23 protein-coding genes are annotated in these 24,803 nt (G+C 69.4%); 13 read left to right on the forward strand and 10 right to left on the reverse strand.

The features are described 5' to 3' along the window. Positions 1-13 precede the first annotated feature (13 nt). Positions 14-163: a DUF7557 family protein gene (locus AC4NMM_RS02395; protein WP_017342927.1), complete on the reverse strand. Its 150-nt coding sequence runs from the start codon at positions 161-163 to the stop codon at positions 14-16. Positions 164-261: 98 nt separating this feature from the next. Then, entirely contained in the window at positions 262-2,409 is a 2,148-nt protein-coding gene (locus AC4NMM_RS02400) for a hypothetical protein (RefSeq protein WP_491923443.1), read from the reverse strand. Between the two features lie 143 nt (positions 2,410-2,552). Here AC4NMM_RS02400 and AC4NMM_RS02405 point away from each other — a divergent pair, with 143 nt between their 5' ends. After that, positions 2,553-3,620 (forward strand): phosphotransferase family protein, encoded by a 1,068-nt coding sequence (locus tag AC4NMM_RS02405; protein WP_491923444.1) that lies wholly within the window; start codon positions 2,553-2,555, stop codon positions 3,618-3,620. Positions 3,621-3,660: 40 nt separating this feature from the next. On the opposite strand, the gene AC4NMM_RS02410 is transcribed toward AC4NMM_RS02405, so the two are convergent. Beyond that, positions 3,661-4,458, reverse strand: coding sequence for an aldo/keto reductase (locus AC4NMM_RS02410; protein WP_491923445.1), 798 nt, complete (start codon positions 4,456-4,458; stop codon positions 3,661-3,663). A gap of 130 nt (positions 4,459-4,588) precedes the next feature. Between AC4NMM_RS02410 and AC4NMM_RS02415 the strand changes: the two genes are divergently transcribed. Continuing rightward, positions 4,589-5,506, forward strand: coding sequence for a transcriptional regulator TbsP domain-containing protein (locus AC4NMM_RS02415; protein ID WP_491923446.1), 918 nt, complete (start codon positions 4,589-4,591; stop codon positions 5,504-5,506). A 42-nt stretch (positions 5,507-5,548) separates the two neighbouring features. Here the strand turns inward: AC4NMM_RS02415 and AC4NMM_RS02420 are convergent, their stop codons facing one another. Beyond that, positions 5,549-7,069 carry an aldehyde dehydrogenase family protein gene (locus tag AC4NMM_RS02420; protein WP_491923447.1) on the reverse strand — a complete coding sequence of 507 codons (1,521 nt, stop codon included), beginning with the start codon at positions 7,067-7,069 and terminating at the stop codon, positions 5,549-5,551. An 89-nt stretch (positions 7,070-7,158) separates the two neighbouring features. Here AC4NMM_RS02420 and AC4NMM_RS02425 point away from each other — a divergent pair, with 89 nt between their 5' ends. Continuing rightward, positions 7,159-7,896 (forward strand): helix-turn-helix domain-containing protein, encoded by a 738-nt coding sequence (locus AC4NMM_RS02425; RefSeq protein WP_092921624.1) that lies wholly within the window; start codon positions 7,159-7,161, stop codon positions 7,894-7,896. A 643-nt stretch (positions 7,897-8,539) separates the two neighbouring features. Here the strand turns inward: AC4NMM_RS02425 and AC4NMM_RS02430 are convergent. Continuing rightward, positions 8,540-9,406 (reverse strand): proline dehydrogenase family protein, encoded by an 867-nt coding sequence (locus AC4NMM_RS02430; RefSeq protein ID WP_491923448.1) that lies wholly within the window; start codon positions 9,404-9,406, stop codon positions 8,540-8,542. A gap of 181 nt (positions 9,407-9,587) precedes the next feature. Here AC4NMM_RS02430 and AC4NMM_RS02435 point away from each other — a divergent pair, with 181 nt between their 5' ends. Genes AC4NMM_RS02435 through AC4NMM_RS02460 form a run of 6 tightly spaced genes read left to right on the forward strand, consistent with a single transcriptional unit; the run spans position 9,588 to position 15,562 of the window. Then, on the forward strand, positions 9,588-10,913 hold the full coding sequence (locus AC4NMM_RS02435; protein WP_491923449.1) for an ABC transporter substrate-binding protein: 1,326 nt from the start codon (positions 9,588-9,590) through the stop codon (positions 10,911-10,913). Between the two features lie 9 nt (positions 10,914-10,922). Continuing rightward, complete coding sequence (locus AC4NMM_RS02440; RefSeq protein WP_491923450.1) at positions 10,923-11,882, forward strand: branched-chain amino acid ABC transporter permease; 960 nt, start codon at positions 10,923-10,925, stop codon at positions 11,880-11,882. Next, positions 11,879-13,060 (forward strand): branched-chain amino acid ABC transporter permease, encoded by a 1,182-nt coding sequence (locus tag AC4NMM_RS02445; protein ID WP_092921616.1) that lies wholly within the window; start codon positions 11,879-11,881, stop codon positions 13,058-13,060. Before AC4NMM_RS02440 ends, AC4NMM_RS02445 begins: the two co-directional genes overlap by 4 nt. Then, positions 13,053-13,835 (forward strand): ABC transporter ATP-binding protein, encoded by a 783-nt coding sequence (locus tag AC4NMM_RS02450; RefSeq protein ID WP_096396100.1) that lies wholly within the window; start codon positions 13,053-13,055, stop codon positions 13,833-13,835. The genes AC4NMM_RS02445 and AC4NMM_RS02450 overlap by 8 nt, the downstream gene beginning before the upstream one ends. Continuing rightward, positions 13,832-14,596 carry an ABC transporter ATP-binding protein gene (locus AC4NMM_RS02455; RefSeq protein ID WP_172863919.1) on the forward strand — a complete coding sequence of 255 codons (765 nt, stop codon included), beginning with the start codon at positions 13,832-13,834 and terminating at the stop codon, positions 14,594-14,596. The genes AC4NMM_RS02450 and AC4NMM_RS02455 overlap by 4 nt, the downstream gene beginning before the upstream one ends. 33 nt (positions 14,597-14,629) lie before the next feature. Beyond that, the gene (locus AC4NMM_RS02460) at positions 14,630-15,562 is read left to right on the forward strand and encodes a DMT family transporter (RefSeq protein WP_096393283.1); all 933 of its coding nucleotides are present in this window, start codon (positions 14,630-14,632) and stop codon (positions 15,560-15,562) included. A 25-nt stretch (positions 15,563-15,587) separates the two neighbouring features. On the opposite strand, the gene AC4NMM_RS02465 is transcribed toward AC4NMM_RS02460, so the two are convergent. After that, positions 15,588-16,385 carry an RIO1 family regulatory kinase/ATPase domain-containing protein gene (locus tag AC4NMM_RS02465; RefSeq protein WP_096393282.1) on the reverse strand — a complete coding sequence of 266 codons (798 nt, stop codon included), beginning with the start codon at positions 16,383-16,385 and terminating at the stop codon, positions 15,588-15,590. Between the two features lie 47 nt (positions 16,386-16,432). Further along, the gene (locus AC4NMM_RS02470; RefSeq protein ID WP_096393281.1) at positions 16,433-18,736 is read right to left on the reverse strand and encodes a beta-glucosidase family protein; all 2,304 of its coding nucleotides are present in this window, start codon (positions 18,734-18,736) and stop codon (positions 16,433-16,435) included. A gap of 105 nt (positions 18,737-18,841) precedes the next feature. Here AC4NMM_RS02470 and AC4NMM_RS02475 point away from each other — a divergent pair, with 105 nt between their 5' ends. Beyond that, positions 18,842-19,990, forward strand: coding sequence for an acyl-CoA dehydrogenase family protein (locus tag AC4NMM_RS02475; protein WP_096393280.1), 1,149 nt, complete (start codon positions 18,842-18,844; stop codon positions 19,988-19,990). Positions 19,991-20,029: 39 nt separating this feature from the next. On the opposite strand, the gene AC4NMM_RS02480 is transcribed toward AC4NMM_RS02475, so the two are convergent. Next, on the reverse strand, positions 20,030-20,620 hold the full coding sequence (locus AC4NMM_RS02480; protein ID WP_096393279.1) for a hypothetical protein: 591 nt from the start codon (positions 20,618-20,620) through the stop codon (positions 20,030-20,032). Positions 20,621-20,766: 146 nt separating this feature from the next. Here AC4NMM_RS02480 and AC4NMM_RS02485 point away from each other — a divergent pair, with 146 nt between their 5' ends. Beyond that, the gene (locus AC4NMM_RS02485; protein ID WP_096393278.1) at positions 20,767-21,282 is read left to right on the forward strand and encodes a halocyanin domain-containing protein; all 516 of its coding nucleotides are present in this window, start codon (positions 20,767-20,769) and stop codon (positions 21,280-21,282) included. A 60-nt stretch (positions 21,283-21,342) separates the two neighbouring features. On the opposite strand, the gene AC4NMM_RS02490 is transcribed toward AC4NMM_RS02485, so the two are convergent. After that, on the reverse strand, positions 21,343-21,861 hold the full coding sequence (locus tag AC4NMM_RS02490; RefSeq protein WP_096393277.1) for a hypothetical protein: 519 nt from the start codon (positions 21,859-21,861) through the stop codon (positions 21,343-21,345). A gap of 200 nt (positions 21,862-22,061) precedes the next feature. Here AC4NMM_RS02490 and AC4NMM_RS02495 point away from each other — a divergent pair, with 200 nt between their 5' ends. Next, complete coding sequence (locus AC4NMM_RS02495; RefSeq protein ID WP_096393276.1) at positions 22,062-22,337, forward strand: cytochrome C oxidase subunit IV family protein; 276 nt, start codon at positions 22,062-22,064, stop codon at positions 22,335-22,337. A 165-nt stretch (positions 22,338-22,502) separates the two neighbouring features. Then, complete coding sequence (tenA, locus tag AC4NMM_RS02500) at positions 22,503-23,162, forward strand: thiaminase II (RefSeq protein WP_096393275.1); 660 nt, start codon at positions 22,503-22,505, stop codon at positions 23,160-23,162. 56 nt (positions 23,163-23,218) lie between these two features. Here tenA and AC4NMM_RS02505 read toward each other — a convergent pair whose 3' ends face one another. Further along, positions 23,219-24,706 carry an aldehyde dehydrogenase family protein gene (locus AC4NMM_RS02505; protein WP_096393274.1) on the reverse strand — a complete coding sequence of 496 codons (1,488 nt, stop codon included), beginning with the start codon at positions 24,704-24,706 and terminating at the stop codon, positions 23,219-23,221. Between the last annotated feature and the right edge of the window lie 97 nt (positions 24,707-24,803).

The raw sequence follows: 24,803 nt of genomic DNA on the forward strand, positions 1-24,803 counted from the left end.
TCGTCCCTGGGCGTCACTCCACGTCGCTGCCGCGGAACAGCGTGAGCTCCTCCGCCTCGTAGATGCTGATCAGTTCGCTCACGATCTCGTCGTACTCCTCGTCGTCGACCCGGAGCGCGTCCAGCCGCTCGACCGTCTCCTCGTCGAGGTGTATCTGGGGCATATGTAGTGATTCTCCGTCGGTCGAATAAAAAATGTCGGCGGGGAGTGTCGGACGAGACCGTTACAGACGCAAACCGGTCATCGGTCGGCCGCACGGAGTCAGTCGTGACATTCGGCTTCGTCCCGCAGATCGGTCGGGCCGTCGACGTTCGAATCCTCAGCCGCGAGGGCTCGACGAGCCGACTCCTCGACGTCTTCGACCGTGAGATCGACAGTCGGAGACACGAACTGCCCGTTGAGGAACAGCGTGGTGTCTGGTTCGGTCGAGCAGTCGGCCACCACCTCCGAGGAGAGCATCGGCCGCTCTGCCGGGTCGCGACCGACGAGCCGGGCCTTGTCGTCGAAACAATCGTACACGATCTGATACTCTGCTCCGAGCCACGAGACGGGGGAAAGCACGGTCCGCCACGTGAGACGGTGTTTCGATTCCGTCGCGGATTCGAAGAATGCGAGCCGGGGCGTAGGGGGATTCGGAGGGACCACAACCGTAGAAGCGTCGCCCGCGAACCGGACGGGGGGCCGACCGGAGAGTTGTAGCGTAGCGAGGGACGTGTCGAGGGGGAGACCCACCGAAGCAAGCAACTCGACCAGCGTTCGTATCCGGTCGTCCGGAATCCGACCGTCCACCACCGCGGAACCGGTGCCGCCGCGTCGGACCGCGTCGATGCCGACGGCGACGCGTCGGCTGCCCTCGAAGACGCTAACGGCGGGTGCCGACCGACCGTCCGCTGCCGCGCGGTGAGGGAACTCGACTCGACCGGAGTCCACGATCGGGGCGCCCCCGTCGAGGGGGAGGTCACAGTACAGCAGGTCGACCGATGGGTCCGAGAGTACCTCCGCGACGGTGTCCGCGGTCGGCGTTTCGAGGACCGAAAGCGATCTGACGCCGGCTGCCAGCGACGGGTCCGTGAGCGTCTCACGGAGACGCCGCGCTCGATCGGCGGAATGGACGAGGAGCGTGACGTTCGCTTCCCCGGCGCTCGGAGGGGTCCGCAGAAGTTCGTGTTCGTACGCCGCAGGGAGCGCCGCGGCGGTCCGCGACGGGATCGGATCCGCGTCCGGGTCCGGTACCGGGTCGTCGTCGCGTGGGGAGGACTGTGGACCGTCGGTCGGCCGATCCGCCGTCGTGAGCCCTACCGGGTCGCCCGAGCGCGTCCGCTCGGCCGAACCGCGGACACGGACCGGTGTGAGGACGTGCGCGAGGTGCGGCAGTAGCTCCGCGCCCGCAGGACCGGGGCGGAGTACCGCTTCGGTCGACCATTCGGGGGTATACGCTTCGACCGTCGCCGGGTCGACTTCCAGGTACTCCATCAGCCGCTCGCTTAACGAGCTGTCGTCCAGATTGGGCGGGTAAAACGGGAGTTGCGGGCCGACTTGCTCGTACTCCTCCCTGTCGGAGAGCATGTAACCGTCGGTCCGGACGAGCGTGTCGAGAAAGAACCAGGTGCGTAGCAGTTCCTCCGCTCGTTCTTCGAGTTGGCGCCCGTCGGTGGGAAGCCGCTCCGTGTATCCGGTGTCGAGCCGGACCGCCGGTTCCTCGCCGATCGTCATCCGCGCGCCGAGGTAGTACGCCAGCGTCGAGAGGCGGTACACGTCTGCGTACGTCGGTCGGACGACGACCTCGACGCCCGTGTCGGGGACGGTCAACGGGCTCGGAATATCGAGCGACTCGCCTCGCCGGATTCGGGGCGGATACCCCCGCAGCGTCGGCCAGGACCGCTCCGCGGAGAACTCTTTTATCGACGACCCCAGTACCGACACCGCCTCCGCGAGCGCTTCCGGGTCGTCGGGGACGATGATCGTCGCCTCCGGGCGGCTGTGGAGCGACCGCCCGGCAAGGGTGACCGTCGCCGGACGGTCGAGCGCGATTTCGATCGGATCGGGGCCTTCGACTCCGCTGACGGAGAGCTCCGCGTCTTCGAACCTGAGGGACGCCTTCGTCACACCGGTTATCTCGATACAGTACGTTCCCCGCGGGAACTCCGTCGGCTCGTTGGGCCGCTCGATGAACTCGCCCTCGGCGTCTCGGACGGCGATCGACGTGTACTCCGGAACGGTAAGCCACTCCGCCTCGAAGCTGACCGCCTCGTCGACCGGAAGGGGAAACAGTTCGGGAAGCGCCGGACGGAGATCCGGTTCGCGGTCGACGCCGAGCCGCATCTCCTCGCCCTCGATCACGTCGCGGACCGTGAGCGTCGTTCCGTCGACTTCGAACCCGATCCGCTTGCCCGATGACCCGTCGTTCACTGGATTCTTCTGTTTCGCCAACACGTATGAGGATGTCGGTGATCGCCGCGATACGGGAGTGTAACGCGTGTGAGTCGGCTTCTCGTGGCATGGCTGCGGACACTGACAACAATATTATCACTGTCCGGGCGGGACTGAATCCCATGAACGGCACCGGGTCGGAGCCGATCGAACGGGCCCTTCGTGCGGCGTTTCCGGACCGGACCGTGGACCGGGTGACTGGCGTCGGGCCCTCCTGGAACGGCGCCAACGAGACGGTCGGCGTCGTCTTCGCCGACGGGGAGCGAGCGTTCCTAAAGGTCTCCCTCGCCGACGAGAGCCGACGGCTCGCCCGAGAGTGCGCCGTCCTCGGGTACGTGGGGGAACACGGCCCGCTCCCGGTCCCCGAGGTGGTGGCGGCCGACCCCGACGGCGACCCGGCGTACCTCGCGACGGCGCCGGCCCCCGGCCGCGGGCTGCTGGAGGTCTGCGAGGCCGCGAGCGACGCCGAGCGCGAGCGACTGCTCCGCCGCGTCGGGCGCACGCTCGCCGCGCTCCACGCCGACCGGTTCGCGAGCCACGGGGAGATCGTCGGCGCGGGGGCGAAGAGGGGGACTGCTGCGGAGGGGACGACGGCGGACGGCGGACCGACCGCGTCGGCCGAGTCCGCCGGCCTCTCGATCGAGTTCGCGTCGTGGACGGAAGTGCTGCTCGCGACTATCGAGCGGACGCGCGAGATCGGCACCTCGGAGCGGCTCGCGGACCACTACGACGCCGTGATCGACTGCGTCCGCGCGAACCGGGATCTGCTCGACGGTGCGCCCGCGGCGCTGGTCCACGGCGACGTCACGAAGCCGAACCTCTTCGTGACGACCGAGGGTGAGGAGGCGTCCGCGACCGTCGCCGATGGCGCGGGAATCGCGATGATCGACTGGGAGCTGTCGCACGTCGGCGACCCCGCGCGCGACCTCGTTCGCGCGGAGGACCAGCTGCTCAACGGGTTCGACTCGACCGGTCCGGATCGGTTCGCCGCCGCGCTCCGCGAGGGGTACCGCGAGCGCGCCGGCGGGCTCCCGAGGGGGTTCGACCGACGGCGGCCGGTCTACGAGGCCGTTCGGATGCTCGGTCGCTCGGGCTTCGTCGACCAGTGGGCGACGTACCTCGACGAGCCGCTCGACGACCTCGTCGAACGCGCGGACGCGGCGCTCCGGGCCCGGCTCGACGCGGTCTGACCGGCGGACCGCCCCGGCGGAAACGGCGGCGCTGCCGCCGCTACCGGTTCCACGCGGCGTCGTCCGGGTCGATCTGCCGCTCACCGGGGTCGAGCGCGTCGATCTCTGCGAGGTCGTCGTCCGGCAGGTCGACGTCGACCGCGCGAAGGTTCTCCCGGACGTGGTCGCCGCGCGCCTTCGGGATCGGCACGATCCCGCGGTCGAGCGCCCACGCGAGCGCGACGACCGCCGGCGAGAGGCCGTTCCGCTCCGCGATCTCGACCACCGCCGGGTCGTCGAGGATCTCGCCGCGGCCGAGCGGGGAGTAGCCGACGAGGCGATGGTCGAGCTCGTCGGCGAGGGCTCGCAGTTCCGGCTGGCGGAACCGCGGGTGACACTCGACCTGGTGGGCCGCGATCGGCGCGTCGAGGATATCGGCGGCCTCGCGCAGCAGGTCGGGGGTGAAGTTCGAGACGCCGACGTGGTCGGTTACCCCCGCGTCGCGGAGGTCGTCGAACGCCGGCAGCGTCGCCGCCGCGTCGTACGCACGGATCGGCCAGTGGACGTACAGGAGGTCGACGCGGTCGAGGCCGAGCCGGTCGAGGCTCGCCCGCGCCGTCTCGCGCACGTCCTCGGGGGCGAGGTTCTCCGGGTGGACCTTCGTGGCGACGACCACGTCGTCGCGGTCGACGTCGCTCGCGGCGATCCCCTCGCCGACCGCGGCCTCGTTGTCGTACATCTGCGCGGTGTCGACGTGGCGGTAGCCCGCGTCCAGCGCCGCGGCGACGGTGTCGGTACAGGTCTCGGGGTCGTCGAGCCCGGACGTTCCGAGCCCGATCGACAGGTCCAGCGGTGGCACGCGTTCCGCTTTCGAGCGCGGGGCCAAAAAGGCGCGCGAGCCGGCACGCCGCGATCCCGCGGCCTCGTGCGCGTCTCGCGTCGCCGCAACGTCCCGCATCCTTAATCCGTCGCGCCCGTAGGATCGGTCGATGGCGACCGGTCCCGCGCTCCCCTCGACCCCGGAGCCGCTCCCGCTGGGCGCGCTCTCGGACCCGATCCTCGTGGACCCCGGACCGCGGCTGCTCCGCGCGGTCGTCGAGGCGTACGGCGAGGCCGCCCCGGCGCTCGTCGAGCCGAGCGTCGCGGATCTGGCGAGCGAGGCCGACGGGGCAGACGGGACCGACGGGGCCGGCGACCACGGACCGTCCGAGATCCCGACGCTGAACGTGTTCGCGGGCGAGGCCGCTGTCGACGTCGCGACGGCCGGATTCCGGCCGGCGAGCCGACTCGCGGCGCTCCTCGACGCCGACGTAATCGACCTCCGCGTCATCGACGCGCCGCAGCCGAACCCGGTGCTCGCTGGCGAGGAGACGGGGTTCGCGCTGGTGGAATCGGAGGACCGTGAAGCGGCCGGAGAGGCGAGTCGGTGGCACCGTGTCGGCGACGACGCCTCGCTCCGCGAGCGGTACGCCTCGGCGTTCGCAGCGGCCGAGCCGTACGGGCTCCGGACGCCGAGCCGGCGACGCGTGTTCGAGGGGTTCGCGGGGCGGTGCGACGAGTCTGTCGCGGCCGCGGTGCTCCGCGCGCTCGACGTGGCGGCGAATCCGGACGCCGCGGGGACCGACGGGCCCGACTCCGAGGAGACCCGCGTCCGCGCCTACGCGGTCGGCGCCCGCGAAGGTATCCTCGACCGCACCCTCCGGCGGGCCTGCGAGGACGCCGGGCTCGGGAGCCCCTCGACGTTCACGCGGATAAAGCGGCTCCTTCGCGAGGCCGACCTGATCGAGACCGCGTCCGAGCCGCAGCCGGTCGGGCGGCCGCGAGAGCGGCTCGCGGCTCGCGGCGCGCTCGCGGGGGCCGAGACGCCCGAAGAGACGGTCGCGGCGGTTCGCGGCGTGGCGGAGTGAGAAGCGTTCTAACGCCCATCTCCGGGCGTCATCCCGGAAGGGTTAGTCGTCTTTCGTCTTGATGTCCGCGGAGAGCCCCTGGGCCATCTCGATCTCCTTCGAGTTGTTCAGGGTCCACGCGGTGCGGTCGGTGACGGCCTCGATCGCCTCCCGGGCGGAGGGGTAGCCGTTGCCGGACTTCTTCACGCCGCCGAAGGGGAGCTGGACCTCGGCGCCGATGCACGGGAGGTTCCCGTACGCCAGCCCCAGCTCGGCGTGGTCGCGGTAGTAGTTTATCTGCCGGTAATCCTCGGAGATGATCGCGCCCGCCAGCCCGTAGTCGGTGTCGTTCTGGATCTCCACGGCCTCCTCGATGTCGCCGTCGTACTCCATGAGCGCGACGTGAGGCCCGAACACCTCCTCCCGAGTACACGTCAGGTCGGCGTGGGCGTCGGCCTCGTAGACGAACGGACCGACCCAGTAGCCGTCCTCGTGGCCGTCCGGGATCTCTTCGTCGTCGAGCTCGGTCCGGTCGACGAGTACGTTCACGCCCTCCTCGCGGGCCGCCTCGTTGTTCCGGGTGACCTTCTCGCGGTGTTCCGCCTCGATGAGCGGCCCCATGAAGGTGTCCTCGTCGAGGGGGTCGCCGACCGCGACCGACTCCGCGACCTCGACGAACCGCGCTTTGAACTCGTCGTACACGTCCGTGTGGACGATCAGGCGCTCGGAGGAGACGCAGCGCTGGCCGGTGGTCTTGAAGGAGGACATCACCGCGGAGTGGACCGCGACGTCGAGGTCCGCCTCCTCGGTGACCACGACGGCGTTCTTGCCGCCCATCTCGCAGGCCGCGCGCTTGCCGGCGACGCCGCCGAGCTTCTCCTGGATGTGGTGGCCGACCTCCGCCGAGCCGGTGAAAAGCACCGTCGAGACGTCGTCGTGCTCGACGATCGCGTTGCCCGCGTCACCGAACCCCTGTACCATGTTGAAGACGCCGTCGGGGATCCCGGCGTCGTCGAACATCTCCGCGATGATCTGCGCGCACCACGGCGTCTGCTCGGCCGGCTTGAACACGACGGTGTTCCCCTCGACCAGCGCGATGGCCATGTGCCAGTAGGGGATCGCGACCGGGAAGTTCCACGGCGTGATGCAGCCGGTGACGCCGCGCGGCTTCCGACGCATGTACGCGTCCTTCGAGGGGATCTCCGAGGGGACGATGTCGCCCTTCGGGTGGCGGGCGTCGCCCGCGGCCCACTCGACCATGTGCGCGGCCTCGACCACGTCCGCTCTCCCCTCGCTTATCTCCTTGCCGCACTCCTTGGTGACGATCTCTCCGAGCTCGTCCGTGCGGTCGCGGAGCTCGTGGTACACGTCCCAGAGGTACTCCGCGCGCTGGATCCGCGAGAGCTCGCGCCACTCCTCGAACGCCGCGTCCGCGGCGTCGACCGCGCGGTCGACGTCTTCGGGGGTTCCCTGACGAAACTCCCCGAGCGTCTCTCCGGTCGCGGGGTTCTCGCTCTCGAAGGTCTCGGACCCGTCGCCGTCGACCCATTCGCCGTCGATGTAGTGCTGGTAGGGCTGCGCCATGTTCGGCACATCCCGTCGGCACGTCCAAATAACCCACCCTACCATGGTCGGCAGGGTCTTTGTCATGTGGTGCCAAGGAAAGGTGAACAATGGCGACAACCGACGCGGACGGGGCGGGAGAGTGGGCCGGAACCAGGCTCACGCTGGACCTGTGGCATCCGAACTGCTGGGCGATCGAGGCGACGAAAAAGACCGGCGGTGGCGTCCTCGCACACGCGATATACAACTCACCGAGGGCCGAGAGCGACGCGCCGAACACGGTGAACGGCCTGTTCACGGCGTTCGGAGACACGAACGAGGAGGTCGAAGCGCTGCTCGACGCGATCCGCGAGTCCGACCGCGCGGGGAACCTGCTCGAACTACAGGAGCGGTTCGGGCGCGCTCGGGACGCCCCGGGAAACGTCGTTCGCGAGTTCTTCTTGGAGTACGACCCGGCGGACATGGTGTGCCCGACGCTGCTGGAGTACGGCTTCGTCCACAGCGCGCCGGTCCGGATCGAAGAGGGACGAGAGGAGTGGCAGGTGTGTTTCGTCGGGGAGCGCACGGAGATCCGGGAGTCCCTCGACGCGGTTCAGGAGGCGGCCGGCGCGGAGGTGACGGTAGAGTCGATGTCGTCGTCGGGACACGCGGGGCGGACCCCCCGCGAGCAGCGGCTCGACACGCTGACCACGACCCAGCGGAAGGTGTACGAACACGCCCGCGATGCGGGCTACTACGAGTGGCCCCGAGAGGCGTCGACGCGCGAGCTCGCCGACGACCTGAACGTCTCGAAGACGACGCTGCTCGAACACCTTCGGAAGGCGGAGTCGAAGCTGCTGGACCCCTAATCGGCGGTGTCGACAGCGGAGCGAGTGTTACGGAGCGTCAGTTGCGATACGATATTTAAATACCCGCAAGTGGCGGCGACGAGTGCTTATAAATGAAGGCGGTGGCGCGTGCCGGTGAGCGCCGCACCGCGGCGCGAACCGCACGCGCGAGGGAGTCGGGCACGACGAGGGCGACCGAAGGGAGCCCGAAGGACGCGCCCGACGAGGTTGGGGAGGGATGAGGCTGCGGTGCTGTGCGGTCGGGTGGGACTCAAAGGGGCAGCCGCGAGGCGGGCGCACGCTCGCTGTCGTTCGAGACGCCGAGGGCGTCTCGTGATGACGAGAGAGCTTTGCTCTCTCGAACCACGCTCCTCACTCGGTCGCTACCGCTCCCTCCCTGCGGTGCTTGCGTCGCCTGCGCCCGCCTCGCGGCTGGGGCTTTGGAGGTACTCGCCACCGATCTGCTGGTAGCTATTTATAAATAAGCCGTTGAGGCTTTGGAGGTACTCTCCGTCGATCTACTGTCAGTTATTTATATGCGAGCGGCTGGGGCTTTGGCGGTGTCCGTTGTCGATCCATCAATCACTTATAAACAGTTGACCGCAACACCACGCTCTGATTGATAAATCGTAACGCCCGATCGCCGGTCTCTGACCCAGTTCGTTCAGCTCCCGACGACCGCGCGCAGCGCGAACAGCGCGTTCGACTTGCGCTCCCGGATCCGCCGGTAGAAGTAGGAGAACCACTTGGAGCCGTACGGGATGTACTGGTAGACCGTCACGTCGTCTTCGGCGGCGAGTTCGAACTGCGCCGACTCCCGGACGCCGGTCAGCATCTGTACTTCGTAGGAGGTCCCGTGTTCGGCGTACAGCTCCGTCGCGTACTCTATCATCGCGGGGTCGTGGCTCCCGACGGCGACGCCGTCGTCGAACGCCTCGAACATGTAGGCGAGGCAGTCGCGGTACGACTCGTCGACTCGCGCCTTCTTTTTATAAGAGATCTCGGCCGGCTCGTCGTACGCGCCCTTGACGAGTCGGACCTTCCCCGGGAGGTCGGCGAGCCGTTCGAGATCCTCGCGGGTCCGCTTCAGGTTCGCCTGTACGCAGACGCCGACGTTGCCGTCCGTCTCGACCGCGTGCCGTTCGAACGCGTCGAGCGTCACGTCGGTGGTCTCGTGGTCCTCCATGTCGATCCAGACGAACGTGCCCGTCCCGTCGGACCCGGTCGCCGCCGGGGCGTTGGCCGCCTCGACGATGCGCGCGAGGTTCTCTTCGAAGACGTCGTCGCCGACGTCGAGGCCGATCTGGCTCGATTTGACGGAGACGCAGGCGTCGACGCCGCGCTCCGCGATCGCCTCGACGAGGTCGACGTACGCGTCGGCGTCGGCGTCGGCGGGGGGCCGTTCCTCGTAGTGTTCGCCGAGCAGGTTCAGGATGCCGGCCACGCCGCGGTCGTTAAGCCCCTCGACGTGAGCGAGCGCCGCCTCCGGCGTCTCGCCGGCGACAAAGTTGCTCGCGATGGGCGGTATCATACGATCACCGCGGATCCGAAGCGGTATATATTGGTACCCGACCAATTGTTCCGAAAATAAATTTCTGTATAAAATGTATTCACTGCCACTACCTGCTGATTCACCGATCTGTCCCGCTCGTCCCGACCATGGACGGGCCGGGGTTAAGGTAGCCGAATGTGCTCGGGACTATCGGAAACATATGTCACGAGATACCACGGACACGACGGACCGGCGAACGCTGCTGAAGCTGACCGGCGGTGCGGGGCTCGTCGGACTGTCGGGCTGTCTCAGTACGACCGACGACGGGGGCGAGGGCAGCGACGGCGGCGACGGCGGCGAGGGCGGCGAGGGCGACGACGGCGGCGAGGGCGACGACGGCGGCGAGGGCGACGACGGGGGAGACTCGACCGAGGCCTACGAGATCGGGATGGTCGACTCCCAGACCGGGTCGCTGTCGGCGTTCGGCGAGCGGAACCAGCGCGGCGTCAACCTCGCCCTCTCGCGCGTCAACGAGATCGGCATCAACGGGCGAGACCTCGACATCGTCGTCGAGGACTCCGAGAGCGAGAACCAGGGCGGGATCGCGGCCGCCCAGAAGCTCGTCAATCAGGACGGCGTGCCGTTCCTGATCGGCGCGGTCGGCTCCGGCGTCTCGCTGGCCATCTACGAGAGCGTCATCGAGGGGACCGACGTCGTTCAGCTGAGTCAGAACTCCACCGGACTCAACCTCACAGAATTCCCGGGACTGCTCCGGATGTCGCCGTCGGGACGGAGCCAGTCGCTCGCGCTCTCGAACCTCATCACCGACGACGGCTACGACGAGGTGGCGATCACCTACGTCAACAACGACTACGGCCAGAGCCTCACGGACGCGTTCGTCGACGCGTACGACGGCGAGGTCGTCTACAACACGCCCCACGACCAGGACCAGCAGTCGTACTCCAGCGTCATCTCGGAGATGAACAGCTCCGGCGCCGACGCGTGGCTGTTCATCACCTACCAGGCCGAATTCGCGACGATGGTCAACGAGGTGTACTCCTCGGGGTACGAGGCGCAGTTCTACGGCGCCGACTCCGTCTCCGGCGACAACGTCTTAGAGAACACCCCCGAGGGGAGCATCGAGGGGATGAAGATCGTCGTTCCGTCCGCGCCCGTCGAGGAGGAGAACTACCAGTCGTTCGCGGACGCCTTCGAGTCCGAGTACGGCCGGCAGCCGACCTCGTGGGCGGCGTACGCGTACGACTGCGTGATCAACGCCGCGCTCGCGATTCAGGCCGCCGACGAGTTCTCCGGCGCGGCGCTTCAGGACACCGTCCGGCGCGTCTCCGGTCCGGAGGGCGAGGAAGTGACCTCGTTCGAGGCCGCCAGCCAGATCCTCGCGGACGGCGGCGGCCCGGACGACGTCGACTACCAGGGGGTCAGCGGCCCCATCAACTTCGACGAGAACGGGGACCCGGTCGGCTTCCTTCAGGTCCTAGAGGTCCAGGACCACGCGTACGAAGGCATCGACTTCATCGAAGGCTAATTCCGACCGATGACCGTCCTCGGATACCTGGCCAACGGGTTGGTGTTCAGCAGCATCATCGTCCTCGGCAGCATCGGGCTGTCGCTGGTGTACAGCATCGCGGACTTCGCGAACTTCGCGCACGGCGACACGATGACGATCGGCGCGTACTCGGCGCTCGTGACCTTCGGCGCCGTCGGCGGGCTCGGCGGCGCGGTGTTGGGGCTCCCGTACGGCTTCTTCCTGGCCTTGGTCGTCGGGATCGCCGTGGCCGCGGTCGTGGCGGTCGCCACCGAGAAGCTCATCTACGAGCCGCTCGACGTCGACTCGATCGGCCTGCTGATCACGTCGATCGGGATCGCGTTCATCTACCGCGCGGTGATCCAGATCCGGTTCGGCTCCGACTTCACTCGGTTCGACGTCCGGCCGCTGCGGCCGATCGAGGCCCTGGTACAGTACGGCGTCCGGATAACGCTCCACGACGTCGCGATATTCGGATCGGCGGTGGCGCTCGTCGTCGGGCTCCACGTCCTGCTCCAGTACACCGACCTCGGTCGGAAGATGCGCGCGATGGCGGACAACCCCGACCTCGCGCGGGTCAGCGGTATCCGGACGAAGCGGGTCAAGCTCTGGACATGGGTCATCGGCGCCGGGCTCGCCGGCGCGGGCGGCGTGTTCCTCGGGCTCTTCAACCAGCTTGCGCCCCGGATGGGCTTTAACCTGCTGCTGGTGATATTCGCGGCGGTGATCCTCGGCGGGATAGGCTCCGTCTACGGCGCGATGGCGGGCGGGTTCCTCATCGGCATGATAAATCAGCTAACGCCGTTCTTCTCCAACGTGGTCGAGGCGCTACCGATCCGTCCGAACTGGCTCGCGACACTGATCGAGAACCTGGTCACCATCGAGTACGCGAACGCGATCGCGTTCGTGATCATGGTCGTCGTGCTGTTGGTCCGCCCCAACGGGATCGCCGGGGAGGGTGCGACATGAGTCTCCTCGACGACCCGAAAGCGGCGTTCGCCGACCTGACCCGCCCGGAGTGGTGGGTGCTCGGCGTCAGCGTCGCGTTCCTGCTGTTCCTCTTCGTCGCGATGCTCACCGGCGGGCTCAGCCCGACGTACTTCCTGTTCCTCGTCGGACTGGCGGGGATGTACGCGCTGTTGTCCTTCGGCCTGAACGCCCAGTGGGGGTTCACGGGCCTGATCAACTTCAGCGTCGCCGCGTTCTTCGGCATCGGAGCGTACGGCACTGCGCTGATGACCGCGAGCGGCTCGCCGATAGCGGGGGGGTTCAACCCCCTCGTCGGGCTCGCCGTCGCGCTCGTCGTCGCGTTCGTGCTGGCGCTGCTGATCGGTATCCCGACGCTCCGGCTCCGGGCCGACTACCTCGCCATCGCGTCGCTCGGACTCGCGGAGGTCGTGCGGCTGATCGTACTCAACGAGCGGTGGCTGACGAACGGCAGCGCGGGCCTTCGCGGTATCCCCGGATTCTTCGTCGGGTGGCCGGTGCTCTCGACGTTCCCCGAAGCGATGCCGGGACTCCGGTTGGAGGTAGTACCCGGGTCGCCGGTGTTCCTCGAAACGCCGTTCTGGCAGGCGTCGCTGAACGGCCTGTTGGTGGTGGCGTTCGCGGGGGGCGCGTACCTCGTACTCAGGCGTGCGCACCGGTCGCCGTGGGGGCGCGTGCTGCGCACGATCCGCTCCGACGAGGACCTCGCGCGGGCGCTGGGCAAGAACACCTACTCGTTCAAGATGCAGTCGTTCGTCCTCGGCAGCCTGATCATGGCGCTGGCCGGCGTGTTCTACGCGCATCTGAATCTCTACGTCGGGCCGGGCGACCTGGACCCGATCACGACGTTCTACGCGTGGGTCGCGGTAATCCTCGGCGGCAGCGGCTCCAACCGCGGGGCGCTGTTCGGCGGTGTCGTCATCGTCACGATCCGCGAGGGGACGCGCTTCCTGAACGACGTGGCGCTCCCGATAGACCCCGCGCCGCTACGGTTGCTGTTGATCGGCGTCGTCATCGTCGCCGTCATGCGCTACCGGCCTCAGGGGGTCCTTCCGCCGCAGCGGGAGCTGATCTGGCCGAGCGCCGTCGACGGGGGCGGAACGCCCGAGACGCCGGACAGCGGCGTCCGCGAGCGCAAGGGAGGTGGCGGCGATGAGTGACGCCGACACCGAGAACGTCGTCCTCCGCGTCGACGACCTCCAGAAGTCGTTCGGCGGGCTCGCGGCGACCGACCACGCCACCTTCGACGTCGAGCGCGGGACGATCACTGGCCTCATCGGTCCGAACGGGGCCGGCAAGTCGACCATCTTCAACCTCATCTCCGGGTTCTACGAGCCGGACGGGGGGACGGTCGAGGTGAACGGGACGGACGTGACCGGCATGGAGCCGTACGAGGTCGCCGAGCGCGGCCTCGTCAGGACGTTCCAGACGCCCCGGAAGCTGGAGGGGATGACGGTGCGCGAGGCGATGCTGGTCGGGCCGCGGAAGCAGCCCGGCGAGTCGTTCCTCACGCTGTTCACCTCGCCCGGCACGGTCGCCGAGAGCGAGTCGGCCAACCTCGCCGAGGCGGAGCGGATCTTGGAGGAGTTCGAGATCGACCACCTCGCGACCCAGCCCGCCACCGACATCTCCGGCGGGCAGATGAAGCTCGTCGAGCTCGCGCGGGCGATGCTCGCCGAGCCGGAGGTGCTGCTGCTCGACGAGCCCGTGGCGGGGGTGAACCCGACGCTGGCGAAGAAGCTCAAAGAACAGATCCGGCGGCTCAACGAGCAGGGGACGACGTTCCTGCTCATCGAACACGACATGGAGTTCGTGATGGACTTGGCGGACCCGATCGTCGTCTTAGATCAGGGACACGTCCTCACCGAGGGGCCGCCGCACTCGGTCCGCAACGACCAGCGCGTCATCGACGCGTACCTCGGAGGCGGCGCATGAGCGACGGAATGACGGACGACACGACCGGGGCCGCGGACGGGCCTCACGGCGGAACCGATCCCGTGCTCTCGCTGTCGGGCGTCGACAGCGGGTACGGCGAGGTACAGGTGCTCGACGACTGCTCGGTCCGGCTCAATCCGGGCGAGATCGTCTGTCTGGTCGGCCCGAACGGCGCCGGCAAGTCGACGGTCCTCAAGACCGCGTTCGGGATGTTGACCCCGTGGACGGGGACCGTGGAGTACCACGGCCGCGACATCGGCGGGATGGCGCCCGAGGAGATCGTCCGCGAGGGGATCGGCTACGTCCCCCAGACCGACAACGTGTTCGGCTCGCTGACGATCGACGAGAACCTCCGGATGGGCGGCGTCGCCCGCGACGGGGGGCTCGAAGAGGTGATCGAGACGCTGTACGACCGGTTCCCGATCATCGACGAGAAGCGCGGCTCGAAGGCGAAGACGCTCTCCGGCGGCCAGCGCCAGGTGCTCGCGTTCGCCCGCGCCCTGGTGATGGAGCCCGACGTGCTGCTCATCGACGAGCCCTCCGCGGGGCTCGCCCCCAACACGGCCGACGACGTGTTCGAGGACGTCCGGGAGGTCAACGACATGGACACGGCGATCCTCATGGTCGAGCAGAACGTGACGAAGGGGCTCGGCATCTCCGACCGCGGCTACGTCCTCGATCAGGGGACCGTCCGGTTCGAGGGGACGCCGGAGGAGCTGCTGAACGACGAGGAGGTCTCCCAGCTGTACCTGGGCGGCTGAGTCCTCTCCCGGCTCGCCTCCCGATTCCACTCAATGCCCACGTTCGGACGGTACGCGTTCGCCCTCGCGCCCCTCGCAGCCGCGGCGCTGTGGGGCGGGATGTACGTCGTCAGCAAGTGGGGGTTCGCGCTGATCCCGCCGGTGACGCTCGGGTTCCTCCGGGTCGCGCTGGGCGCCGGGACGCTCTGGCTCGTCGTCGCCGGCCGCGGCGACGCCGCGCCGTCGCGCGAGGAGTGGCCGACGTTCGCGGCGCTCGGCGGCTGGGTGACCCTGACGGTCGCCACGCAGTTCGTCGGCACGGAGCTGACGAACGCCAGCCAGGGCTCGCTTTTGACCGTCCTCACCCCGGTGTTCACCGTCGCGCTGGGGGCGCTCGTGCTCGGAGAGCGCGTCACGCCGGCGAAGGCGGGAGGGATGACGCTCGCGGGCGTCGGCACGGCGGTCGTCCTCGCCGGGCGGTACGAGCTCGCGTCGATCGCCGCCGGCAACCTCCTCGGCGTGGCGCTGCTGCTCGTCGCGAGCGCGGCGTGGGCCGGGTACACGGTCTGGGGGCTCCGCGCGGTCAGGCGACACGGGGCGCTCCGCGCGGCGACGTACTCCTCGCTTGCGAGCGTCCCGATGCTCGGAGCCCTCGCGGCCGGCGAGCTGTGGTATCTCTGCCGCTCGCCGACCGAACTCCCGCTCACCGTCGAGTCGGCGGCCGCCGTGTCGTACCTCGGACTCGCGTCGACGGCGGCGGCGTGGTTCCTCTGGTACAAGGGACTGGAGTACGTCTCCGCCGGGACGGTCGCCGCGTTCTTCTTCGCACAGCCCGTCGTCGGCGCGGCGCTCGGGGCCGCGCTGCTCGGGGAGTCGCTCGGCCCGGACTTCCTCGCCGGCGGCGCGCTGATGGCCGTCGGCATCTGGATCGTCAGCCGCGAGCGCGCGGGTCCCGTCGACGGACCGGCGGACTCGACCGGGGACTGAGACGGGTATCGGCGGCGAGGAACCCCTACGCCGTGCGCTTCTCGAGTTCGCCCGTCAGCGTCGCAGCGTCGAAGTCGTGGTCCGGGCGGATCGCGACGAAGTCGAGGAACCGGCGCGCCGCGAGGAGCTCGTCGGGCGAGTAGCTCGTCAGCGCGGCCTCGATCGCGTCGGCCGCGCCGATCAGCGGCTCCAGCGCCGCGAGCGCGCTCGCGAGGTCGTAGGCGCGGGCCGCCTCGCGCCCGTCCTCGCTCACGCGGGTCGCGTCGATGACGTAGAGCTCGCCGTCCGCGACGAGGACGTTCTCGGCCCGGAGGTCGCCGTGGGCGAGCCCGGCGTCGTGGACCGTCCGGAGCGTGGCGAAGAGGTCGGGCGCCAGCCCGGCGACGGTCTCCGCGTCGAGCTCGCCGAGGGTGCGGAACTCGGGGAGGTACTCTAAAACGAGCACGCCGAGGCCGTCGACCTCGAACGCCTCGATCGGCTCGGGCGCGTTGACTCCGAGCTCGCGGACTCGCCGCGTCGCCTCCAGCTCGTGGCGCGCCATCTCGTACGGGGTCTCGTGGCGTTCGAAGAAGCCCTCCGTGCCGGCCGAGAACGCCCCGAGATTCCGCCCCGTCGTGAACAGCGCGTGGACGAGCGTGTTCTGTCGCGTGATCACCTTCACGAAGAGGTCGTCGTCGACGACCATCGGCGTCGACAGCCAGTTGTCTGCGTCGAGGAACCGCACGCGGGTCTCGTCGCGGTCGTACCGGTCCGCCAGCTCGCGCGCGACCCGCTCGATGTCGGGCCAGTCGACGCGACCGCGGACGAGCTGCCGGAACTCCATACCGGTGGAACGCGGCGACGACGCTTAAAAGGCGTCCTCGGGCGCCGTCACCGCTCGATCGTCGCGGAGCCGCGTCGGTCGCGCGAGGACCGGCCCACCTCGACGACGTGCTCCCCCGCGTCGACCGTCCACCCCGCGGAGGCGTCGTACCGCTCGAACGCGCGCTCGTCGAGCTCGATCTCGACCGTCGTCGACTCGCCGGGAGCGAGCTCGACCGCGGCGAACCCGCCGAGCTCGCGGGGCGGACGGATGCGCTCGTCGGGCGCGGCGGGCGCGGCGGGCGTGTCGGAGACGCCGACGTACGCCTGCACGACCTCCCGACCGGGTCTGGCGGCGACGTTCGAAAGCGTCGCCTCGACCGTCGACGGGCCGACCGCCTCGACGCCCTCGTACCGGAACTCGGCGTAGCTGTGACCGTGTCCGAAGGGGTAGGTCGGGCCGTCGCCGGTCGCGTCGAAGTGGCGGTAGCCGACGAGCAACCCCTCGTCGTACACCGCCTCCCCGTCGACGCCCGGGAAGCGGCGCTCGTCGGCCGTCGGATACGCGTCTTCGGGGGCGAACGTCACCGGGAGCCGCCCGCCGGGGTCGGCGTCGCCGTAGAGGACCGCCGCGGCCGCCTCGCCGTGCGCCTGTCCGGGGTACCAGCCCGCGAGGACCGCGTCGACGTCGTCGCGCCACGGCGTCTCGATCGGCCCGCTCGCGTTCGCGACGACGACGGTCCTGTCGGCGGCGTCGGCGACGGCGGCGATCAGGTCGTCCTGTCGCCCCGGGAGCCGGAGCGAGTCGCGGTCGGCGGCCTCGGTCGCGCGGTCGCGGACGAAGACGACGGCGACGTCCGCGCCGGCGGCCGCCGCCGCGGCCCCCTCGATATCGACCGATCGCTCGTCGTCCCCTTCGGCGTCGACGGCACCCGGATCGTCAGGACCGCCCTCGGGAGCGACCTCGTCCTCGCCGGGATCGCCCGCGCCGTCCATCGCCTCGAACATCGAGATCCCCTCGACGCGGGGCAGCCCGGGGGCGACGGTCACCGCTCCGTCGGCGCGCGCCTCGATCCCCTCGCGGGGGGTCGTCCGGACGAACGGCGTCACCTCGGAGGAGCCGCCGCCCCCGAGCAGCGCCTCGTCGACGTTCGGACCGACGACCGCGACGTCGGCGTCGTCCGCGAGCGGCAGGACGCCGTCGTTTTTCAGCAGGACGGTCCCGCGGGTCGCGACCGTCGCCGCGAGGTCGCGGTGTTCCGGGGTGTCGAGCGCGCCCGTCGTCGCGTCACCGCCCGCCTCGCCGTCGCCGCTCGCCTCGCCGTCGAGGTGCCCGACCGCGTCGAGCGACCGGAGGATCCGCGTCACCATGTCGTCGAGCCGAGACTCGGGCACGTCGCCGCGCTCGACCGCGGGACCGAGCTCCGTCGCGTATCGCCCACCGCTCGTCGGGTCCGGCATCCCGCCCGCGAACGGGGAGTCCGCGGCCGCGTCGAAGAGGCCCTCCGGGGCGGCTTCCTCCCCCGCGGCGCCTGCTCCCTCTGTCCCGTCCACCCCCGCCGCGTCGCCGTCCGTCGGTTCGACGCCGGCGTCGGGGGCGACCCCCATCGATTCGAGCAGCTCCTCGACCGAGGTACCGGGCATCTGGAGGTCGAGCCCGGCGTTCGCGCTGTCGACGACGCTCTCGGTGCCGAACCAGTCGGAGACGACGTAGCCGTCGAACCCCCACTCGCCCTTGAGTACGTCGGTGAGGAGTCTCTCGTGTTCGCTCGCGTACGTCCCGTTGACGCGGTTGTACGACGACATCACCGAGCCGGCGCCGGCCTCGACGGCGTCGCGGAACGCGGGCAGGTACAGCTCGCGGAGGACGGACTCGTCCACCCGGGCGCTGACCTCGGCGCGGCGGGTCTCCTGGCTGTTCGCGACGTAGTGTTTCGGCGTCGCGACGACGCCGGCGGACTGGATCCCCTCGGTCACCGCGGCCGCGAACGCGCCGGCGTGGACCGGGTCCTCGGAGAAGTACTCGAAGTTGCGTCCGCAGTGCGGCACTCGGATCAGGTTCGTTCCGGGGCCGAGGAGGACATCCTGCCCGCGCGCGGTCGCCTCACGGCCGAGGGCTCGCCCGAAGCGCTCGGCGAGGTCGGGGTCGAACGTCGCCGCGAGCGCCGGCGACGACGGGAAGGCGGTCGCCGGCTCGTCGGTCCGGACGCCGAGCGGGCCGTCGGTCAGCCTGATCGGCGGGATCCCGACGCGCTCCACGCCGGGGACGAACCCCGTCGCCGTCCCCTCGACGTCTTCGGCCCCGTGAACGAGGCCCACCTTCTCCGCGAGCGTCAGCTCCGCCACGACGGCCGCGATCCCGTCTCGGTCCATGTCGACCGAACTCGGCGAGGACGCACTTAGCTCTTTCAGCGGCGAGGCGTGCGGTCTAACACGGTCGTTCGCATCGTTTATGCCCGCCGGCCGCAATTCTTGCCCATGGACTTCGAGGTACCCGCCGAACATCGGATGATACGCGACACCGTCCGGGAGTTCTGCGAGGAGGAGATCGCGCCCATCGCGCAGGCAATCGAGGACGAACACCGGTTCCCCGAGGAGGTGTTCGACTCGCTCGCGGAGCTCGACGTGATGGGGATCCCAGTCTCCGAGGAGTACGGCGGCCTCGGCGGCGACCAGCTGATGTACGCCCTGGTCACGGAGGAGATCGGGCGCGTCTCCGGCGGGATCGGCCTCTCGTACGCCGCGCACACCTCGCTGGGCGCGAAACCGATCGAGCTGTTCGGCACCGACGAACAGAAGGAGCGGTGGCTCCGCCCGCTCGCGGAGGGCGAGAGGCTCGGCGCGTGGGCGCTCACGGAGCCGGGCAGCGGCTCGGACGCCTCCGACATGGACACGACCGCCGAGCACGACGCCGACGCGGGCGAGTACGTGCTCAACGGCACCAAGCAGTTCATCACGAACGCGAACGTCGCCAACTCGATCCTCGTGAAGGCCGTCACGGACCCCGAGGCCGGCTACGACGGCATTTCGACGTTCATCGTCGACCCGGAGAACGACGACGGCTTCGAGGTGACGACCGTCTGGGACAAGATGGGACTCAACTCCTCGCCGACCTGTGAGATCCAGTTGGACGACGTCCGGATCCCGGAAGACCGGCTCCTCGGCGAGGAGGGCGAAGGGTGGACACAGACGATGAAAACGCTCGACGGCGGACGGATCTCCATCGCCGCGCTCTCCGTGGGCCTCGCGCAGGGCGCCTACGAGGCCGCGAAGGAGTACGCGGGCGAGCGCGAGCAGTTCGGCAAGCCGATCGCGAAGTTCGACGCGATCCGCGACAAGGTGGTCCACATGCACCGTCAGATCGAGCGCGCCCGCCTGTTGACCCACCGCGCCGCGTCGAAGTACGACGCCGGCGAGTCGGTCACGCGCGAGTCCGCGCTCGCCAAGCTCGACGCCAGCGAGGCGGCCCGCGAGGTGGCCGAGGAGGCGGTCCAGACGCTCGGCGGCTACGGCTACACCACCGACTTCGCCCCGCAGCGCTTCTACCGCGACGCGAAGCTGATGGAGATCGGCGAGGGGACCAGCGAGATTCAACACGTCGTCATCGGCCGCGAGCTCGGCCTCTAGCGGGGAACCGGACCCCTCGGACCGTCGGCGCGGCGCGCCTCAGGGGAACGCTATCAGGTCGTCGTCGACGGCCCGAAGGCTCTCGGCGAGCCGCGAGTCGTCCGGTACGGCCCGCTTGAACGGCTCCGAGCCGAACTCGATCTCGCCGTTGACCGAGACCAGTCCGAGGTCGGCTGGGTCGCCGTCGAGGCCGGTCAGGAACGCGACGGTGCGGACGGCGGGCACGTCCCCCGCTCGCGCCTCGGGGTCGACGGAGCCGTACAGCGTGCGGTTCGTCGCGACGTGGTGGACGCAGGTCGGCGTCGGCGCGAAACACAGCAGGTAGCGCGCGCCCGGATCGGTGCGGCCGAGCTTGGGACGGAGCGCGTGGCGCTCGTCGGCGTGGAAGTACCGCTCCATCCGCCGGTACTGCCGGAGGACCTCGTTCGCGCCGGTGGCGCGGCGCACCGCGGCGTCGGCCTTGAGCTCGATCACCCGGTCGACCGGCTCGGGGGTCCGGGTCCGGACGACCAGGTCGACGACCCCCTCTCGCCCGTCGGCGTCGTACGGCTCTTCGAGCCGGATCGTCGGATCGTCGACCGTCGCCTCGTAGTGTTCGACGAGCCGGGTCGCCAGCGCGTCTTCGCGCATTGGTCGCCGGGAGGGTCCGGAGCGCGATAAACCCGCCCCTCACGGCGCGGGCACCGGACTCCGAGCGGGTCGATCGGGGTCCGATTCGTTCCCGGTGGCCGAGAGCCGTCCGGGGGTTTGTATGTCTTCAGCCCCTAACTCAATCGATGTCTGACAAACTGTCCAGACGGCGGTATCTCGCCGGAACCGGCGCCGCGCTGACCATCGGAACGCTCGCCGGCTGTTCCGGCGGCGGCGACGGCGGCGACGGGTCTGACGGCTCCGACGGCGGCGACGGCGGGACCGCCGTCGATGACGTGCCCAGCGAGATCGACGAGTACCTCTCGGACGCCCGCATGTACGAGGGTACGATCATGGATTTCACCGGGCAGGACGAGGTGACGGTTCAGGTCGGCGCCGGCGACGTCGGGTTCGCCTTCTCGCCGGCGGCGATCCGCATCGACTCCAGCACGACCGTCGTCTGGGAGTGGACCGGGACCGGCGGCGCGCACAACGTCGAGTCGGTCGAGGGGTCCGAGTCGGACTTCAGCAGCGGGAGCGCCGTCTCCGAGGAGGGACACACCTTCGAGCAGTCGTTCGACAACACCGGCATCCAGCTGTACCAGTGTACGCCCCACCAGGCGAACGGGATGCTCGGCGCGATCGAAGTCGTCGAAGCCTGAGCGGCCGGCCGCTGCTCGGTCCGGAACGCGAACGCGACTTTTTCCGTGAAGTGCCGGAATTCACGAGAGGAACGACCAGCGGACGTCGACGATCCGGTCGTGTTCGCTGGTGACGGTCGGTCGCGCGAGGTGGTCGTTGGCGTTGGCGCCGACCTCGTCGAGCCGGGACAGCGCGTCCTCGAGCGTGCGGTCCGAGCGCTCCACGGCGGAATCGCGCTCGTAGGGGGCGTCGATCGGGTTCGCTCGGGAGTTCGCGATCGAGATAGCGTCCGTGAGCTCGCCGCCGATCGCGTGCGGCGGCTGGTGGAAGTGCCAGTCGCCGACCGTGAGGAACAGCCACACGTCGCCGTTGATGGCGTGGTACTCGCCGGTGACCCGATCGGCGTCGTACGCGACCATCCGCGAGAGGACGGCGGTCTTGAGCCGGTAGAGGGCGTCCTTCCGCGCCGAGCGGACGTTGCTCTCGGTGACGTCGCCGCGCTCGTAGGCCGCGGTGGCCTCGTCGGCGAACTGCTTCGCGACCTTGTTGACGACGTACAGCGATTCGAGCAGGTCGTCCGTCGGTTCGAGCGGAGTCACGGCGGATATCGGTCGGGGCTGCGACCGGCCGGAGTTCCGGCCGTCGCGCGGATATGCGTTTCGGGATCCGAAACCTCGGCGCGGCTCCGTTCGACGCCGGCGCGCGGCCTGCTCGATGCCGGTGCGCGGCCCGCTCGGCGTCGACACCGTACACCCCGGATGGTTAATTCTTTAAGCGCAGGGACGAAGTGGAGTGTAAGATGGCGCACGACTCCGTGAAACTGTACTCGGCGATCTACGTCGCCCTCCTCGTCGCGGCGACGTTGAACTTCGCGCTCTTCGAGACTTCGTTCATCGAGTTCACGTACACACAGGCTATCGTCGGGACGCTGGTGATCGCGTCGGTCAAGACGCTGCTCATCGTCGCGTACTTCCAGCACCTCCGCTGGGAGAACCGCTCGCTCACCTACCTGATGGGGCTCGCGCTCGCGCTCACCATGCTGCTGATGGCGGCCGCGACGTACTCGATCTCGTAACGACTCTCGTTCCTGCGGACGGTTCTTTCCGAGTCGCCCCGTCTCCGCGGTATCCCCACTTCGCCCCGTTCGAGGTTCGACTCTTGAGATCACCGGCTCGCTGCCGATTTATCACTTAGTAATATTAATTAGTTATATCAGGGTGCGGAACGAGCGGCCGACGAGATGGGCTTCAGCGACCGACTCCTCGAAGCCGGATCGGAGATATGGGACGCGCAGAAGGAGCACCCGTTCGTCGTCGAACTCGCGGACGGCAGCCTCGACGAGGCGGCGTTCCGCCACTGGGTGAAACAGGACTATCGGTACCTGCTCGACTACGCTCGCGTCTTCGCGCTTGCCGGGGCGAAGGCCGACGACGAGGCGACGACGCGGCGGCTCACCGGAACCGCCCACGCCACGCTCGACGACGAGATGGACCTTCACCGCTCGTTCGCCGCCGACTACGGGCTCTCGCCCGCTGACCTAGAGGCCGTCGAGAAGGCGCCGACCTGCGCCGCCTACACCGACTTCCTCGTGCGAACGGCCCACGAGGGGTCGATCGCGGAGATCGCGGCCGCGGTCTACCCGTGCGGACAGGGGTACCTCGACGTCGCCGACCACATGGCGTCGCTCGCGGCCGAGGAGCACCGGTACACCCCGTTCATCGAGAAGTACACGAGCGACGAGTTCCGCGAGACGGTCGGATGGATGCGCGAGCTCGTCGACCGCTACGGCGAGGCGTACCCGGGCGAGCGCGACGCGATGCGGGCGGCGTTCCTCCGGAGCGCCCGCCTCGAACACGCGTTCTGGGAGATGTGTTACACCGAGGAGGAGTGGTGCGTCTAAGGCGACGAGCCGACCGAGGCGTCTCGGTCAGCGGCCGCGCAGCGGGTGAGACCCGCTCAGAACGGGTACTCGCGCGGCTCGTGCTGGATCGAGATCCACTTCGTCTCGGTGATCTCCGAGAGGAACGCGTCGCTGTTGTAGTGGCCGACGCCGGAGGCGCCGACCCCGCTGAACGGGACGTGCGCCTCGTCGTTGATCGGCTGGTCGTTGATGTGGACGTTGCCCGTCTCCATGCGGTCGGCGATCTCCTTCGCCGTGCCGAGGTCGCCGGAGTGGACCGCACCCGAGAGCCCGTACTCGGTGTCGTTGGCGATCGCGACCGCCTCGTCGACGTCCGAGAACGGGATCACGGGCGCGATCGGGCCGAAGTGCTCGTTCGCCGCCGCGGGCATGTCGTTCGTCACGCCCGAGAGGACGGTCGGCGCGACGACGAGGGAGTCGTCGACGCCGTCGACGTCGACCGTGTGGCCCCCCGTCTCCAGGGTCGCGCCCGCCTCGACCGTCTCGTCGACGTACTCCAGCATCTCGTCGCGCTGCGACTCGTCGATGATCGGGCCGACGATCGTCTCCGGATCGTGGACGCCGCCGGTCGGCAGCGACTCGGCGCGCTCGACGAGGCCCGCGACGTACTCGTCGTAGATGTCCTCGTGGACGACGTGTCGGTTGATCGAGATACACACCTGTCCCTGATGGACGAAGGAGCCGAACGCGGCGGCGTCGAGCGCGCGGTCGAGGTCGGCGTCCGCGGTGACGACGTGCGCGTTGTTGCCGCCCAGCTCCATCGCCGGGACGGCGAGGTTCTCGCCGGCGAGGCCCGCGACGTGCTTGCCCACTTCCGTCGAGCCCGTGAAGGCGACGACGTCGCTCTCGGGGTGGCTCGCGACGCGGTCGCCGATCTCGGAGCCGCGGCCGGTGACGACGTTCAGGACGCCGTCGGGGAGGTCGGTCTCCTCGAACAGCTTCGCGAACAGCAGCCCGCCGGTGATCGGGGAGTTCGTCGAGGGCTTGAGGACGACCGAGTTCCCGGCCGCGATCGCGGGCGCGACCGCCCGCATCGAGAGGTTCAGCGGGAAGTTCCACGGCGAGATCACCGTGACGACGCCCTTCGGGCCGACCCGTAGCTGGTTCTCCTTGCCGGGGATGTTGGAGGCGGCGTGTTCGCCCTTCATCCGGCGCGGGAGCGTCGCGGCCTCGCTCGCGTGGTCGCTCGCGATCTGGATCGACGTCTCGCCCATGATGGCGGAGCCGCCGACCTCGTGCTCCAGCAGCTCGATTATCTCGTCGGCGTGCGCGTCGAGCGCCTCGTGGAACTCCTCGATCACCGCCTGCCGCCGGGCGGGCGGCTGCTCGCCCCACGCCTCCTGCGCCTCGGCCGCTGCCTCGTAGGCCGCGTCCACGTCGGCCTCGGTCCCCGAGGCCACCTCGGTCACCGTCTCTCGCGTCGAGGGGTCCTCGACCGCGATGGTCTCGCCGCGCTCGCTCGCGCACCACTCGCCGTCGACGTAGAGCTCGTCCCACGCCGCGTCGATCGATAGGTCACTCATTGCGTTTTACCAAACGGTAGAAAAAGGGAAAAGGGGTTAGATAGCGGTGATGCCGACCGGATCGCGGGCGACGTGCGACCGAGGAAGGCGACGCCGC

It is taken from the genome of Halorubrum sp. SD41 (assembly GCF_058630335.1).

Coding starts and splice junctions, on each gene's coding strand:
- AC4NMM_RS02430 (WP_491923448.1), bottom strand. CDS start 9,406: ATGATACCGCCCATCGCGAGCAACTTTGTCGCCGGCGAGACGCCGGAG.
- AC4NMM_RS02405 (WP_491923444.1), top strand. CDS start 2,553: ATGAACGGCACCGGGTCGGAGCCGATCGAACGGGCCCTTCGTGCGGCG.
- AC4NMM_RS02450 (WP_096396100.1), top strand. CDS start 13,053: ATGAGTGACGCCGACACCGAGAACGTCGTCCTCCGCGTCGACGACCTC.
- AC4NMM_RS02505 (WP_096393274.1), bottom strand. CDS start 24,706: ATGAGTGACCTATCGATCGACGCGGCGTGGGACGAGCTCTACGTCGAC.
- tenA (WP_096393275.1), top strand. CDS start 22,503: ATGGGCTTCAGCGACCGACTCCTCGAAGCCGGATCGGAGATATGGGAC.
- AC4NMM_RS02425 (WP_092921624.1), top strand. CDS start 7,159: ATGGCGACAACCGACGCGGACGGGGCGGGAGAGTGGGCCGGAACCAGG.
- AC4NMM_RS02470 (WP_096393281.1), bottom strand. CDS start 18,736: ATGGACCGAGACGGGATCGCGGCCGTCGTGGCGGAGCTGACGCTCGCG.
- AC4NMM_RS02465 (WP_096393282.1), bottom strand. CDS start 16,385: ATGGAGTTCCGGCAGCTCGTCCGCGGTCGCGTCGACTGGCCCGACATC.
- AC4NMM_RS02455 (WP_172863919.1), top strand. CDS start 13,832: ATGAGCGACGGAATGACGGACGACACGACCGGGGCCGCGGACGGGCCT.
- AC4NMM_RS02480 (WP_096393279.1), bottom strand. CDS start 20,620: ATGCGCGAAGACGCGCTGGCGACCCGGCTCGTCGAACACTACGAGGCG.
- AC4NMM_RS02420 (WP_491923447.1), bottom strand. CDS start 7,069: ATGGCGCAGCCCTACCAGCACTACATCGACGGCGAATGGGTCGACGGC.
- AC4NMM_RS02445 (WP_092921616.1), top strand. CDS start 11,879: ATGAGTCTCCTCGACGACCCGAAAGCGGCGTTCGCCGACCTGACCCGC.
- AC4NMM_RS02495 (WP_096393276.1), top strand. CDS start 22,062: ATGGCGCACGACTCCGTGAAACTGTACTCGGCGATCTACGTCGCCCTC.
- AC4NMM_RS02460 (WP_096393283.1), top strand. CDS start 14,630: ATGCCCACGTTCGGACGGTACGCGTTCGCCCTCGCGCCCCTCGCAGCC.
- AC4NMM_RS02440 (WP_491923450.1), top strand. CDS start 10,923: ATGACCGTCCTCGGATACCTGGCCAACGGGTTGGTGTTCAGCAGCATC.
- AC4NMM_RS02485 (WP_096393278.1), top strand. CDS start 20,767: ATGTCTGACAAACTGTCCAGACGGCGGTATCTCGCCGGAACCGGCGCC.
- AC4NMM_RS02395 (WP_017342927.1), bottom strand. CDS start 163: ATGCCCCAGATACACCTCGACGAGGAGACGGTCGAGCGGCTGGACGCG.
- AC4NMM_RS02475 (WP_096393280.1), top strand. CDS start 18,842: ATGGACTTCGAGGTACCCGCCGAACATCGGATGATACGCGACACCGTC.
- AC4NMM_RS02415 (WP_491923446.1), top strand. CDS start 4,589: ATGGCGACCGGTCCCGCGCTCCCCTCGACCCCGGAGCCGCTCCCGCTG.
- AC4NMM_RS02435 (WP_491923449.1), top strand. CDS start 9,588: ATGTCACGAGATACCACGGACACGACGGACCGGCGAACGCTGCTGAAG.